We start from the raw sequence: 14,399 nt of genomic DNA on the forward strand, positions 1-14,399 counted from the left end.
GTAACGCCTGCCTGTGCAGGCGTTAGTTATTTACCCAACCAGCGCCCGGCCTGTGCAGACTCAACCAACAAACGGAGAGTAAGCGGATCATGCGGTGCGGTGAAATCTTCCGGGAAATAGTCGTTAAAAGAGATGGTGCCGGGGTCAATGCCAAAACTGTCAGCATACCGCTCAAGTAATTCATAAGCGTCGATGGGATCCATGCGAAAGTCGTTGTTCAGATCAGTGTCCAGCTCAAGCTTGTAACGTTTTAATGTAAACAAGCTTCTGCCGTTATAATCTTCAACCAGCGCAAATACTGCCTTCTCTATATCCTCACTTACCATATTCTGTCGTCCTTATGGGCAATAAGGTTGTATTTTACCGTAGTTTTCCAGCCTATCTCCGCCACATCAGCGGCCATAATTACCCATCCTAAAACCGGTATTGTGCGACCGACGAAAGTACCCAATTTATGGGTCATCAACATTTTAATTTGGAATGGTTTTTTAGGGTTTTGTATCCACGTAGGCAACCTGAACGGGAGACGGTAATCGCGCAACAGCTTGCGAGAATAAACCGAGGCATAAGAGGTACCTTTCCAGGCACCCTTTAACTTTCCTGACACGTCAATCGTATTCTGTCCCGAGTAAATTGCAGCTATGGCTATGTATCCTTTGCACCGCTAAAATGCTCAGCGGTCACATCAATCATAATTCAGAAATAAAGCTCTGCCGGGGAAAGGTTGGTAAGCCCGCCATAGAAGTAAGTCCCGTTTAACTGCTCAGTTGTATCCATATTATTCCCTTACATGGTTAACCGTATTGGTCAAAACTTTATCATATTAATTCCGATCAGTGCCATACCTCATCTGCCGCTCTCAGGCCCGATTTGCGAGGCTCAAATCCTCTTCACCAGTTCAATCTCATCAAACCCTTGCGTGCGCCTCCGTGCCGCTGGCGCAACCTCCGAATACATGTTTACACCCCTCGCGCGCAATGCTATCCCCGCCACGCCTGCCCGCTTTGTGCATCGCTTTTAATGCAGTTGCATGTACAACCTCTGAGCGCGCCAGCTCTGGTCTTACAGACGCTTAGCGATCCACTTTGGATCATGCGGATTAATGCAAGCATATGCACTTTGATGCAGAAGCAAAAAGCCACCTTAAAGGTGGCTAGTGAACGGTAGGGAAGGGGCAATTAATCATTCTGCCTGGCAGTAAATAGCGGCTTCGAAAATAGCTGTGTCGATTGTCCCTGCCATGTCGCTAATCATCGACAGTGCCATTTTTAATTCATCTTCTTTGCAATGTGCGATCAGCGATACGTCAGCAATGAACTGAATGCGTGCAACCGTTTCACTTAGATTATCTATTTTCATCAAATGATTAACTCCTTTTAGTCAAAATGTACTGTATGTATAAACAGTGTCATGATGAACTAAAATCGTAAACAATCGTGCGGCTCAGATTAGTCCGACTGCCGTTTTATTAATCAGGCAACTGTATGCCTCTTTTTCTCGCTAGAGCATTGAAGCGCTTTAATGGGGCGGCATTTATGCGACGTCTATGGAACAGATAGCCGCTTGTTCCGCTCCAGTAAGAAAGCTCTCCAATCTTGATTGTGTGGCCTTTCATCATGCGCACAGCTTCACCGTCGGACAGTGTTAACCTGGAGATCTCAAAGAAACTCTTTTTCAACGCCTCACGTTCTGCGCAATGACTCCGTTCAGAGTGATATTTGTCCGGCTCAGGTTGCTCCTGCGCTGGCTTTTCTCTTAATCGCTTAAGAATCCTTCTTCGCTCGGCGCGAGTAGGGGGCTTTGTGAAATCGATAGCGGCTTCAGAGCCTGTCGGCTCCGTACAGTTATTGACAGAACTCCGAGAGGACGCAGGCGCGTCCTTAAATTCAAAATCCAAATCAACGGCACGTTTCGGGACAATCCTCCATTGCATCAGACGGGTTAAAATTGGCGTATCGTTGCCAACTTCAGTTGCGTAAACACCCTTGATACGCACAGTTTCCTCTCCGTACTCATTCATGTCTTCGCTTGCCTGATACCAGGTGCGCACAGCCAGCTCGTCGCGGCGCACAAATGGGCCACCCTGCGCGTTAACGTATCCGGCCCAGTCTCCTGCGTCGGCGGCGTCATGCGCGGCCGCAAACTCAACGCTCAGGCCGTGCGCGGTTTCGCTGTCTGCCATGCGGCGCAGTTCGCGGTAAACCGTGACCGGCGCACCGCCCACAAACTGAAATTGCCGGATGTGCCAGCGTGCCGCCCAGGCAGAAACGGCCGAGGCAGTTTCCTTAAGGTCTTTGCCGCTTTCGGCGTCCGTCTCGCCGTCTAGCGCGTAGCCGTCGATATTCTTGGAAATGTATTTAGCAACGTAACCCGTCGCGCTACCTTTCTCCGGGTCGATAGCCTCGGCGTGAAAGCGGGCCTTACGGGCTTTGTCGGTTGTCAGCTCGCTGCCGTCTTGCTGCCAGGCGTAGTCGCGCATAATCTCGCGCACGCGTTCAGCCTGCTCCGGACGCATAAACATGAGCATGTGCCAGTGCGGAGTCGCATCATGATGAGGCTCAGCAACGCGGATCCCGAAGATGCGGATTTCTTCGCGGTGCAGCTTGGCGCGAATTTTCTGCCAGACACTGCAGAGATAACGCTGGGTGTCGGCCGGGCTGGAACCGTTCCATTTACGGTTACGATGCCCGGTTTTGATTGTGGCGTGATAGCGCGCGGGGGCGGTCAGCGTGTAGAATTCGCCGATAAAGCCCATTTCATTGCAGATATTTTCGAAGCCACGAATGCGGGTCATCAGCTCGCAGCGGCGAATAGCCGGATTGGCCACACTGCCGTCATATTTCTCGATCAAGCTGATACGGTTGCCTTCTTCGTCTTCCAGCTCCATTCCCTTCAGAAACTCACGGGTGCGGCGCTTCTGCTCGCGCCACTCTGAAACGGTCATGCTGCTGGCGTAGGGGGTGTGCTTTTTGCTGACGTTAGCCAGGGCGATCTGAAGGTGTTCACGCCATGATGCAGCCACTCGCCGCAGTCGGCCTTTCCACCACTTTTCCGTCTGCATACGCATGATCGCCGGGATAACTTCCTCCGGGTCAAACAGCCGTGACGTGACTTTATCCCATAATGGCGGGGTCTGGCTCAGCTCACGGGTAATGGTGGCGGCGGTCATGTAAACGCGGTGCGTGTATTTGTAATCTGACTCGTCGCTGGCCTGCGCGTGCGCCTGTACCAGCTCAGCGAGAATGAAATTAGCCACATACCCGGCCAGCAGATCGACATCGGCGCGAGCCATATCTGGCAGGCGGTTAAAACGGCGCATTAGAATGAAAAGCTGACCACCTGCTATAGCCGCATTGTCGCGCTCAGTTGCGTTACCCCCGAGTAAATTTAATGTGCACCCCTTCATTACGCCGACACGATATTTAGCGTTAACGGTTTCAACGCGTGGCAATGTGCGCTCAACAAATGTCTTTGTTAAGTACGCATTGGCGCGGGCTGTTCCCTGTGTCTTTTCCAGATCACTGACGCGGCGTTTAACGTCGAGTTGTATCAGAGCAGGCTGCATAACGAGCAACTCCTGCGCACGCACTAAAGCCGCAATCATCTGACTGCGGCTGTGCATTTCCTCATAGGTGGGATAGGGGCTGGCGATGGCTTCCCGTGGAGCATTCCACGGGTAAGCAAATTCCTCATGCATCAGGAATTACCCTGCCGGTGTTTACTGCGATGTTCCTCAATTTCCTGGCAGGAAACGCAGCGAGTTACACCCAGATACGCGCGCCTGCGCTTTTCAGGAATTGGGGCATCACAGTCTTCACAAAATGAGGCGCTTACAGCAGGCGCGCGCGCGGCTGTTACAGCCAGAATCAGTCAAGGGACCATATCTCTTTTGCGAGGGCGGCTTAAAATCGGGCTGCATGCGCGCAATTTGAAAATGACCGAAACAGCAGCAAAACATATGCTTGAACCCAGTCGGTATGTACCTTTGCAGATTCAGGAAAGAGCTATTCGTTTTGGTAAGCGAATGCCAGACCCTCGTGAAGGAAAAGGAATGTTCCGATACGAAACGGATATTTATAAACTGCGCTACGATAAGCAGCGAAGGGAATATGTTCATCAGAAATACAAATTTGAAGTAATAGTCAGGGAATCAGACTGGACAATATCTCATTTTAAATATTTTTATTAGCTGACAAGGAAATTTCAATGTTTGATATCAGGAATGAAGAGTTTGCATTCGCAATCGCTCCCTTTGAACGCGTAGTGGATAACGAAGCCGATCCTGTTAACCATCACTGGGACTGGATACAGTCCTGGGTGGAGTTTTCGGTAAGCGGCCTGAAAGTGGCATTTAAAACGGAGTTCACCGTTGGAGAATTGAAAATGCTGAAAAAAGAATTCTCAGCTTTTCATCAGGCGCTTATTAATCAGCAAAAGATCAAGTCGTTTAACTATCAGAGCGATATTCATCAACTGGACATGATACTGACCAATGAAAAAAGTATTGATGGCGTAACTGTTGATTTCATTCTTCGCCCGGAACCACATGCCGACAGCGTCCAGGTTAAAGGCAGCTTTGGCCTTGATGAAAGCTATTTCCCCGACATTCTGAATCGACTTGATGAAATGATTCAATGGCAGAATTAAACATTCTGCCATTGAAAATTTTAATAGAAAGCTACGGGCGTAAAACGAATTTTCTATTCAGGCGTTTTCGGCCAGCTGATAGCTGGCGCATTTGTGATATCTGCAGCCTGTACCGCTTGCACGTACTTCATCCAGGTGGTCAGCGTGGCTTTATCCGCATCAGTAATGATGCCGGGCAGCAGCTGCGTCTGCCATGCCTGAGTAATTCCGTTGACCTCACTCACGCCCGCTGACTTTTCGCTGGCCGCTGCGTCAAGCAGTAGCTGCTGCTGCGCATCGCTGTCGGTTAGCCACTTTTCACCGTCCCACTTATCAAACGCGGTTGCCGGAGAATGCGTTATGGTGTCCGCCGGATTGTCGCCCAGTACCGTGATTTTCACCGGCGCGCCGCCTGAAATCGGGTAAGCCGTTTCACCGCGATGGTCCGGCACGCTAATGTTGGCTTTCATCGTGCCGCCCTTTTTGACTTCCAGCTGCGCAGTTTTGAGCAGCGTTGCGCATTCCACTTCTGGCGAGTCGAACAGGATTTTACCGTCGCTTTGATGGTTGCCGTCTGTATGCCGGTTGCGGTCAGTGCGCCGGTTTCCGGCTCGTATTCGATCACCGCATCGTCAGGAAATGACCAGCGCATCGGCCCAGGCAGACGGAGCCGGATTGTCATAAGAGAAAATTCCCGGCAGCACAAAGCCGGTATCAAGTTCACCACCGAGGCACAGTTCAAGCACCTGCTCACCCACTGACGGCGCATTCCAGGAGCGGATTTTACCCGCGCGGGCGCTGAATGTCTTCGGGTTGTTCATTCATGATTTAGATTTTATTTTCCCCACAAGCTAAAGCTAACATCAGTTACGCATAGCCAGCCCGTTGCGGCAGGAAAATGGCTACGCCATGCGCGTTATAACATCTCGTCCAGTCTGATTGAATGTTTCTTCTGACATTCTATATGCTTATTGGATATTAAAATGATCATGACACTATTTCACGTGGATGCAGTGTTTACAACGCAGAAAAATCAGATGCTATAAATGAGAGGTTGAATAAGTGAAGCGTGTATTTTTATGGCTCATGCAATCATTTATCTATTTAATCCCTGCTGCTTTAATTGTTGCAGGGGTTTATATTTTCATTCGATTTATTCCTGCATATGCGGCGATTCTTAGCATAATATGGGTGATAGTTTTTTCTTATGTGTATATCAAATACAATCGATGGTATTAGGTTTGTTAAGAGATCTTCGTGATCCTGATTTAATCGATAGCGTTAAAGTGTGAAGTGTGACGAAAAAAATGATCTCCTTAGTGAGGTTATCTGCCATTTAGCGATTATATAATCTGGTTTCTCTGGTTAAGTCCTGTCTGAGATATGATTGAATCAGGCTCGCGCTATTTCTTATTTTCTGATATGTAAATCATCTTAATAACTGCTCTGTTATTCTTACTTTGGGTCCCCTTAATACTCATGATACCCCCCATTTTACTGCCAGCAGAACAGAGGCTTTCCGGACGCTTCTCCTCAAAATTGATCTCAATCAATATATCTAAACATCTTCCCCGAACGGTCCTCCACGTTTATTTAACGTATAAAAACCACGTCGTAACCTGCCCCGGTGATTTTTAACCAGGGTTTATTATGTTCTTAAAAAAAGTTATTCCTTGTGCGCTCGTAGCGTTAGCGAGTGCATCCATGTCTGGTTGTGTGATGGCAGAGGGAGGATACCATCGCGACCCATCATCTGAATGGCATCATCACCATGCGTCTTATCAGGACCAGCAAAATGATAATGGCTGGAGCCACCATGCCGGACCAGCCGCATCAGAAAATAACGCTTCTCAGCATCTGGGGCCACCGCCAGCGACGTATAGTGCAGCCCAGCATCTGGGGCCACCGCCAGCCTCGGATGATTCTACTGAACACAGGGGACCGGCAACTGACAGTGGCATTCACCGCTGGCAACCGAGCGACTCCGCTGAGTAATTGATACGAAGCATTTAGATGAACAGGGGCGCTATCGCCCCTTTTAACCGGTAATCGCCGTCTGAAAAGGTTCTTCACGATAAACGTGCTTCACGCATCCAGTAAGTCACTCATGATTTCCAAAGCTTTAACACGCAAAATCCCTTTAGTAACGCACCTCAAAACTGACTTCACTCACAAAGGCAGCAACAACTCTTTCTGTCCCGCACCCAAAGCTAATCTGTAATCTTGCCATCATTCCCGTATGGCATATTCTTGAGATTCAATCAAAAGGAGTAACGTTTATGAAAGCGGCAATTGCTAATAGTGAACACAAGGTTGAAGTTGTTGAGAAGACGCTGCGTCCTCTCAAAACCGGTGAAGCCCGGCTCAGGATGGAATGCTGTGGTGTATGCCATACCGATTTGCATGTGAAGAACGGTGATTTCGGCGATAAAACGGGTGTGACCCTGGGTCATGAAGGGATCGGTATCGTTGAGGAAGTCGCACCGGATGTGACGTCACTCAAGCCTGGCGATCGGGCCAGCGTCGCCTGGTTTTTCAAGGGCTGCGGTCACTGCGAATACTGTAACTCCGGTAACGAAACCCTCTGCAGATCGGTAATCAATGCCGGTTTCACAGCCGATGGCGGCATGGCTGAAGAGTGCATTGTCGTTGCAGATTACTCGGTCAAAGTCCCTGATGGACTTGATCCTTACGCTGCCAGTAGCGTCACCTGTGCCGGTGTCACCACCTATAAAGCGGTTAAGGTGTCAGAAGTTAAACCGGGACAATGGCTGGCCATTTATGGTCTTGGCGGGCTGGGAAATCTCGCGCTGCAATATGCAAAAAATGTCTTCAACGCCAAAGTGATTGCGGTTGATGTCAGTGATGGTCAGCTGGCACTGGCGAAGGAGATGGGAGCCGATCTGGTGGTCAATTCGGCCAGCGAAGATGCAGCGCGCATTATTCAGGAGAAAACCGGCGGAGCACATGCTGCTGTGGTCACGGCGGTAGCTAAAGCGGCCTTTAACTCGGCGGTGGATGCGGTGAGAGCAGGAGGGCGCGTCGTGGCTGTCGGACTGCCGCCGGAAGCGATGAGTCTTAATATTCCCCGTCTGGTACTTGATGGCATTCAGGTGGTGGGATCACTGGTCGGAACGCGAAACGATTTGGCAGAAGCCTTCCAGTTTGCGGCAGAAGGGAAAGTCGTGCCTAAAGTGACCAAAAGGAAGATTGGTGAGGTCAATGACATCTTTGATGAGATGGTGCAGGGCAAAATCCGTGGCAGGATGGTAATCGACTTCACCGGTCACTCTGCTGATTAAAGTTCATCTGAATCCTGCAAAGGCCCGCATCCTGCGGGCTTTTTAATATCGTTAAGATCTCTCTGAGCCCTTCAGAGCACAATCCTTCTAACCATTAATAAGCCAGTCTTTATGTTTCATGATGTGATTTTGACTTGAACTTTACCGGTAACATTATAGTTTATGGGGTGAAAGGTTATTACACACACGTGAAGGAGGGTTATTTATGGCGAAGCATCACTTACTTAAATCGATTGAAATAACAGCGATTGTGCTCTTTGTTCTGATACTGGCATATCTGATTTTGACAGGGTTACTGTCATCAACAGGCGTGGATCATGCCTGGCCTTATCCCAATCAGTAACTGAGTGCCACACCAGGGAAAGCATTAATAAATGACCCTCTCACAGGGCAAACAACCCCGCGATGGCGAGGTTGAATTGACGTTATACCAGACTCACTGACAGCAGTATCAGCTCTTCGGTTTCCAGCGACAGACTTTTTTTGGTTTCGAACATAAAGGTTTCCAGCGCCTCCTCGACATCGTCACCCTCAATAAAGGCGTGAGTCGTGACATGATTTTCACCTTTTGGCTTGATCACGTAAGAAACAAACCACTTCTTCTTTTCCATAATGCTTATCCTCGTTTTAAATCCTGATACCGCGTTTTGGCAATGGTATATTTTTATGCCAGACATTTAGCGGGTGGTGTGGAGTTCGACCAGCAAAGTCTAGTTCACCTCAGCAGGCGTGCTGGCGACGGCATGTGATAAACACCTGTTCAGAGCAGATAGATTGTGTAAGCGGCAATAAAAAGCCCCATCCGGGGCTTTTAAAAAAAGAACGGCCGGTGTTAAAAACTCAACTGGTCTGATCGGCCAGCTTCGGCTTCAGCACGCGTTTACCCATCTGAATGCCGGGCTTCTCAACATACTTATAGAGTAAAGAGGCCAGGGCATAGGTTAGCGGGATGGTTGAGACACAGACGATCAGGAAGCGCATCATGTCGCTCTTAAACTCAATGTCGGTGTGAGTGAGCAGCAGCGCAATCATCGGGATCACAATCAGCAGGTGCAGCAGGTAGACCGAGAACGAGACGTCACCCAGCCAGGTGCTGAGACGGTTGTTCAGCAGCTTACGTGGCAGAGCAATCAGCGTTGCCATCAGGCTGCCCTGTGGGTATTGCCACAGAATTGCTGCCATCCCGACAATCATCAGCGCTTCCATTATCACCTGCAGCTTGATCGCGCCCATTCCCATTGCCACGCTGACGACCGGGCCGAGCAGCGCGAAGGCGACATAGAGCAGGGATTTACGGCGAATTGCTTCCGCCAGCAGCATGCCCGCCAGGAACATATTTAGCTTTATCAGAATCATGGAAGGCATTTCAAACGCCTCATAATAATCTGCCAGCACATACCGTCCGGCGCAGCAGAGCGCCATAATGCCTATCAGTGAGGCCGCATAACCAAAGCGCAGCGTCACCAGCATAATGAACGGAAACAGCACATAGAACTGCATCTCCAGCCCGATGCTCCAGTCAGGCAGCACGGTATTGAAACCATATTCGGGCAGCAGGCCGAACAGGAAGCTGAAGTGAGTGAGGATGTTTGCCAGCGACTGATCGGTGTAACGCGACGATTCAGTGGCGGTGCCGGAATAAAAATGGGCGATAGTGTCACGCATCTCGCCAAACCACGGGCCATAAATCAGCGCGATGATTAAAAGCAGATAGTAGAGCGGGGCGATACGGAAGAAGCGACGGATCCAGAACTTTTTAATGGTCTCCATGCTCTGCCACGGCTCTTTCTGCTGACGTTCAACATAGTTTTTCGCCATCAGATAACCCGATAACAGAATAAACAGATCGACCCCGATGCCAGGCGATGAAATCAGTGTGATGTGGCAATGTATCAGTAAGCTGATATGGCCAACCAGTACCCAGAGAGAGGCGATGCCGCGTAACCCCTCCAGCTCCGTGGACCAACCTCGTGTTGCAGACATAACTCTTCCTCGTTTTTATCCGACTTTTGGCGCTCACTAAGCCTTAAGACAACAGATATGTAAACGGGTCTTTACAAAAGTGAGAAGATTCCGACGCGGTCGGGAAGGGGAAATCAACTGAAACTGGAGAAGAGAGCACGGAAAGTTAAGGGTGTACGAAGGCACACCCATAACAAAAATAACTGAATCAAAATGCCTGTTATGCCAGCTTTAACAGGATCATGCCGGCCAGCAGCAGGGTCAGGCCTGCCCAGCCTTTACGATTCAGCCGTTGATCGAATAATACCCAGCCGGCCGCGACAGTCGCGATAATTCCAAAACCACCCCAGACCGCATAGGCAATCGACAGAGCAATACCTTTTACCGCCTGAGCCAGTGCGCTGAACGCAAGCAGGACACAGCAGAGTGAAAGCAGACCGTGCAGCGGTCTTTTAAACCCATCAGAATATTTAAGGAATATATTGGCGGCAATCTCCAGCACGATAGCCAGCGCCAGCCAGGCTGCGTGGACGAAATCAGCGATGACCATGATTAACCTCCGCTGATGAGTGCATGCCGGTTTTGATCAACACAATGCCAGCGACCAGCGTCATCAGTCCGCAGACTTTCATCGCAGACAACACTTCATCAAACAGCTGTACGCTGAATAATGTAATCAGCAGGATGCCAGCGCCTTCCCACAGGGCGTAAGCCACGCCCAGAGCTATACGTTTAGTGGTGAAGCTCAGCAGGATATAAGAACAGGCAATCATGCCCAGCATCATCAGGTAGCCTGAGTGGCTGCCGTTGAGGCTGGACCATTTCATAAAAAGGGTGCCAATAATTTCAGTGATAATCGCGAGTGACAATAAAACCCAGGCGCGCATGGGAACTCTCCAGCAACGAAAAATGACGACCTGCCATAACGCACAGTGTGCAGGCAGACTCAAAACAGTATCGATGTGGTGAGGAAACTACAGGGCGTTACGCCAGTGCTGATCGGCGGCATTCCAGCAAGAGGGGAAAGCGGGGAAGAGGCAGGACATGAACATTCTGCTCATAAAATTTACAACGCATCCACATTGTTGCTTCTCATTAGTGGACGAATAGTGTCTCCGGTAAAACAGATGCTGGGTTTACAGCATTCTGCAAATCATCAAATCAACAGCAGATACTGCCTGGTTTGATTGCGGTTAAGGTTCAGGGGTTTACCGGGGCGAGTTTAGAAAATGATGGCGTGTAATAATAAGTGCGATAAATCGGGCAAAAAAAGTGCCGGACAACAGTCTGCCCGGCACCTTATAAGTGACACTGTAACTAACTATTCAGCACGCTGGGGGGCTGTACGAACCGGGGCGTCACCAGCAACATAGTATGAAGCGGTGCTGCGTGGCAGTGGGTCGCGTCCACGGATCTTATCGGCAATCTTCTCGCCAATCATGATGGTGGTCGCATTCAGGTTACCGGTGATGATCAACGGCATAATCGACGCATCCACCACGCGTAATCCTTCCAGCCCATGCACGCGACCTTCGCCATCAACGACAGACATTGGATCGTTACCCATCTTACAGGTACCGCACGGGTGATAAGCGGTTTCGCCGTGATTACGGACGAATTCGTCCAGCTGTTCATCCGTCTGGCAATCCAGGCCCGGACTGATTTCACGTCCACGATACTTATCCAGCGCTGGCTGATTGATGATCTGGCGCGTGATGCGGATAGCATCGCGGAACTCATGCCAGTCCTGCTCATGCGACATGTAGTTAAACAGAATGGCCGGATGACGACGCGGATCGCGTGACTTCAGGCGCACATGACCGCGGCTTGGCGAACGCATCGAGCCGACGTGACACTGGAAGCCATGCGCATCAACGGCGTTAGAACCGTTGTAATTAATCGCTACCGGCAGGAAGTGATACTGAATGTTCGGCCAGCTGAACTCTTCGCGGCTGCGGATAAAACCACCCGCTTCAAACTGGTTACTGGCGCCGATGCCGGTGCCATTAAACATCCACTCTGCACCGATTTTCGGCTGGTTCCACCACTTAAGGGCCGGATAGATTGAAACCGGCTCTTTACACTCATACTGAAGATACATCTCCAGATGGTCCTGCAGGTTTTCACCCACGCCCGGCAGATCGTGAACCAGTGGAATATCGAACTGCTTCAGCAGCTCCGGTGAGCCCACGCCAGAACGCTGCAGGATCTGCGGCGAGGCAATAGCACCAGCACACAGCAGCACTTCACGGCGAGCGGTCACTTTATTAATGGTGTTGCTGTCGCCCTGCAGATATTCCACGCCGACGGCGCGTTTGCCATCGAACACAATGCGATCGGTGGTGGCATGAGTAATGATCTTCAGGTTTGCACGGCCTTTGGCCATGTCGAGATAGCCACGTGCGGTGCTGGAACGGCGACCGTTTGGTGTTACGGTACGATCCATCGGACCAAAACCTTCCTGCTGATAGCCGTTGAGGTCATCAGTGCGCGGATAACCCGCCTGCACGCCTGCCTCAATCATGGCTTCAAACAGCACGTTATTGCCTGCTTTAGGCGTGGCGACGCACACCGGGCCATCTCCACCGTGGAAATCGTTCGGGCCGATATCACGGGTTTCCGCTTTACGGTAGTAAGGCAGGCAGTCCAGATAGCTCCAGTTCTCCAGCCCTGGTTCACTGGCCCAGTTATCGAGGTCCATCGCGTTACCACGGATGTAACACATACCGTTAATCAGTGATGAACCGCCCAGGCCTTTTCCGCGACCACATTCCATACGGCGATTGTTCATGTACGGCTCTGGCTCAGTCTCATACGCCCAGTTATAGCGTTTTCCCTGCAGCGGGAAGGCGAGGGCAGCAGGCATCTGAGTGCGAAAATCAAAACGATAATCCGGGCCGCCCGCTTCCAGCAACAGAACGCTGACGTTGCTCTCTTCGGTCAGGCGGGTGGCCAGAACGTTTCCTGCGGATCCGGCGCCAATAATAATGTAATCATATTCCATTCGTCGTTCCTCAGGTTAAGTGATTAAAAGACTGACTGAAAACGCGTCAGCTCAACCTGCACGGACTTCACCTGGGTGTAGCTCTGCAGTGTCATCAGGCCATTCTCACGGCCAATGCCGGAGTGCTTGTAGCCACCCACTGGCATCTCTGCGGCTGATTCGCCCCAGGTATTAATCCAGCAGATTCCTGCTTCGATCTGATGAATCACGCGGTGCGCTTTATTAAGGTCCTGCGTCACCAGTCCGGCGGCCAGACCAAATTCAGTGTCGTTGGCGCGGCGAATCACTTCTTCTTCGGTTTCATAGCTCAGGATCGACATGACCGGTCCGAAGATCTCTTCACGGACGATCTTCATCTCATCACGGCAGTCGGTAAACACAGTAGGTGCAACCCAGGCACCCTGGTCGAAATCACCACCGGTCAGACGTTTGCCGCCGCACAGCAGGCGTGCGCCTTCAGCAATGCCCGATTCGATGTAGCGCATCACGTTATCGCGATGGCTGAAGCTCACCAGCGGGCCAAAGTTGGTGGCGGGATCACGCAGATCGCCAGCCTGGATACGGGCAACGCGTTCGCTGATTTTGGCTTCGAATGCCGCTTTCAGTTTTGCAGGAATAAAGACGCGGGTGCCGTTGGTGCAGACCTGTCCGGAGCTGTAGAAGTTCGCCATCATGGCGATGTCGGCGGCCAGATCGAGATCGGCATCATCAAAGATAATCAGCGGGGATTTACCGCCCAGTTCCATGGTGACTTCTTTCAGCGTTGAACCCGCTGCATTCGCCATTACTTTTTTGCCGCTGACAACGCCGCCGGTGAAGGAGACTTTGTCGATGCCAGGATGCTCAGTGAGCAACTGGCCGGTGACCGAACCGATGCCCGGCAGCACGTTAAATACGCCATCCGGCACACCTGCTTCGGTGTAGATTTCAGCCAGCTTCAGGGCAGTAAGCGGCGTCACTTCGCTGGGTTTGAAAATCATTGCGTTACCCGCAGCCAGCGCTGGGGCTGATTTCCACAGGGCGATCTGAATCGGGTAGTTCCAGGCACCGATACCGGCGACTACGCCCAGCGGTTCACGGCGTGTATAGACGAAAGAGGTTTCACGCAGGGGGATCTGCTGACCTTCCAGCGCCGGAACGAGCCCTGCGTAATACTCCAGCACGTCTGCACCGGTGACGATATCGACCGCTGAGGTTTCGCTGTAAGGCTTACCGGTGTCGAGCATTTCCAGCTCAGCCAGCGCATCATTCCGCTCACGCAGAATATCAACAGCGCGACGCAGGATGCGCGAACGCTCCATGGCGGTCATCGCGGCCCAGACTTTCTGGCCTTTTCTGGCGGCAGCAACGGCGCGATTGACATCTTCCTGGCCGGCGGCATGAACCTCTGCCAGCACTTCGCCGTTGACCGGATTAATCGTCTGGAATGTTTCGCCAGACGCTGCGGCAACATAAGCGCCATCAATGTAGAGTTTCTGCTCGGTAAATCGGGACATGTTTTCTCC

General features: G+C 51.0%; 14 protein-coding genes and 2 pseudogenes. 3 read left to right on the top strand and 13 right to left on the bottom strand.

Going from position 1 to position 14,399, the window contains the following annotated elements:
- Positions 1-26 precede the first annotated feature (26 nt).
- The 5 genes and pseudogenes from EE896_RS08285 to EE896_RS08295 all read right to left on the bottom strand — a co-directional run bounded on the left by EE896_RS08285 (position 27) and on the right by EE896_RS08295 (position 3,870).
- Positions 27-326 (bottom strand): DUF1493 family protein, encoded by a 300-nt coding sequence (locus EE896_RS08285; RefSeq protein WP_003854584.1) that lies wholly within the window; start codon positions 324-326, stop codon positions 27-29.
- Positions 320-777, bottom strand: a pseudogene (locus tag EE896_RS22570) (STM2901 family protein). Before EE896_RS22570 ends, EE896_RS08285 begins: the two are co-directional and overlap by 7 nt.
- Before the next feature lie 405 nt (positions 778-1,182).
- A complete protein-coding gene (locus EE896_RS22370) occupies positions 1,183-1,359 on the bottom strand; it encodes a hypothetical protein (RefSeq protein WP_008925343.1) in 177 nt (58 codons plus the stop codon).
- 109 nt (positions 1,360-1,468) lie between these two features.
- Complete coding sequence (locus EE896_RS08290; RefSeq protein ID WP_140915468.1) at positions 1,469-3,697, bottom strand: replication endonuclease; 2,229 nt, start codon at positions 3,695-3,697, stop codon at positions 1,469-1,471.
- Positions 3,697-3,870, bottom strand: a complete 174-nt coding sequence (locus tag EE896_RS08295; protein ID WP_140915482.1) for a TraR/DksA C4-type zinc finger protein — start codon at positions 3,868-3,870, stop codon at positions 3,697-3,699. Before EE896_RS08295 ends, EE896_RS08290 begins: the two co-directional genes overlap by 1 nt.
- 336 nt (positions 3,871-4,206) lie before the next feature.
- Between EE896_RS08295 and EE896_RS08305 the strand changes: the two genes are divergently transcribed.
- The gene (locus EE896_RS08305; protein WP_140915467.1) at positions 4,207-4,647 is read left to right on the top strand and encodes a WapI family immunity protein; all 441 of its coding nucleotides are present in this window, start codon (positions 4,207-4,209) and stop codon (positions 4,645-4,647) included.
- Positions 4,648-4,700: 53 nt separating this feature from the next.
- On the opposite strand, the gene EE896_RS22465 is transcribed toward EE896_RS08305, so the two are convergent.
- Together EE896_RS22465 and EE896_RS22470 are read right to left on the bottom strand one after the other, a co-directional pair.
- Complete coding sequence (locus EE896_RS22465; RefSeq protein ID WP_039660479.1) at positions 4,701-5,096, bottom strand: tail fiber assembly protein; 396 nt, start codon at positions 5,094-5,096, stop codon at positions 4,701-4,703.
- A pseudogene (locus tag EE896_RS22470) lies at positions 5,079-5,426 on the bottom strand (phage baseplate assembly protein V); the annotation flags it as partial. The gene EE896_RS22465 and the pseudogene EE896_RS22470, both read right to left, overlap by 18 nt.
- Positions 5,427-6,905: 1,479 nt before the next feature.
- On the opposite strand from EE896_RS22470, the gene adhP reads away from it, so the two are divergent.
- On the top strand, positions 6,906-7,928 hold the full coding sequence (adhP, locus tag EE896_RS08315) for an alcohol dehydrogenase AdhP (RefSeq protein WP_003852659.1): 1,023 nt from the start codon (positions 6,906-6,908) through the stop codon (positions 7,926-7,928).
- A gap of 205 nt (positions 7,929-8,133) precedes the next feature.
- Positions 8,134-8,271, top strand: a complete 138-nt coding sequence (locus EE896_RS22375) for a hypothetical protein (protein WP_003852660.1) — start codon at positions 8,134-8,136, stop codon at positions 8,269-8,271.
- A gap of 82 nt (positions 8,272-8,353) precedes the next feature.
- Here EE896_RS22375 and EE896_RS08320 read toward each other — a convergent pair whose 3' ends face one another.
- From EE896_RS08320 to betB, 6 genes are all read right to left on the bottom strand, one after another.
- Positions 8,354-8,539, bottom strand: a complete 186-nt coding sequence (locus EE896_RS08320; protein WP_003852661.1) for a hypothetical protein — start codon at positions 8,537-8,539, stop codon at positions 8,354-8,356.
- A 229-nt stretch (positions 8,540-8,768) separates the two neighbouring features.
- On the bottom strand, positions 8,769-9,911 hold the full coding sequence (locus tag EE896_RS08325) for an acyltransferase family protein (protein WP_008925336.1): 1,143 nt from the start codon (positions 9,909-9,911) through the stop codon (positions 8,769-8,771).
- A gap of 199 nt (positions 9,912-10,110) precedes the next feature.
- On the bottom strand, positions 10,111-10,440 hold the full coding sequence (gene mdtI / locus EE896_RS08330; RefSeq protein ID WP_140915466.1) for a multidrug/spermidine efflux SMR transporter subunit MdtI: 330 nt from the start codon (positions 10,438-10,440) through the stop codon (positions 10,111-10,113).
- Positions 10,427-10,777: a multidrug/spermidine efflux SMR transporter subunit MdtJ gene (gene mdtJ / locus EE896_RS08335; protein ID WP_140915465.1), complete on the bottom strand. Its 351-nt coding sequence runs from the start codon at positions 10,775-10,777 to the stop codon at positions 10,427-10,429. Before mdtJ ends, mdtI begins: the two co-directional genes overlap by 14 nt.
- A 434-nt stretch (positions 10,778-11,211) precedes the next feature.
- Positions 11,212-12,894, bottom strand: a complete 1,683-nt coding sequence (betA, locus tag EE896_RS08340) for a choline dehydrogenase (protein WP_140915464.1) — start codon at positions 12,892-12,894, stop codon at positions 11,212-11,214.
- Between the two features lie 23 nt (positions 12,895-12,917).
- Positions 12,918-14,390: a betaine-aldehyde dehydrogenase gene (betB, locus tag EE896_RS08345; protein WP_003852666.1), complete on the bottom strand. Its 1,473-nt coding sequence runs from the start codon at positions 14,388-14,390 to the stop codon at positions 12,918-12,920.
- Between the last annotated feature and the right edge of the window lie 9 nt (positions 14,391-14,399).

The sequence above is a fragment of the Pantoea eucalypti genome (assembly GCF_009646115.1).
GTDB classification, from domain to species: domain Bacteria; phylum Pseudomonadota; class Gammaproteobacteria; order Enterobacterales; family Enterobacteriaceae; genus Pantoea; species Pantoea eucalypti.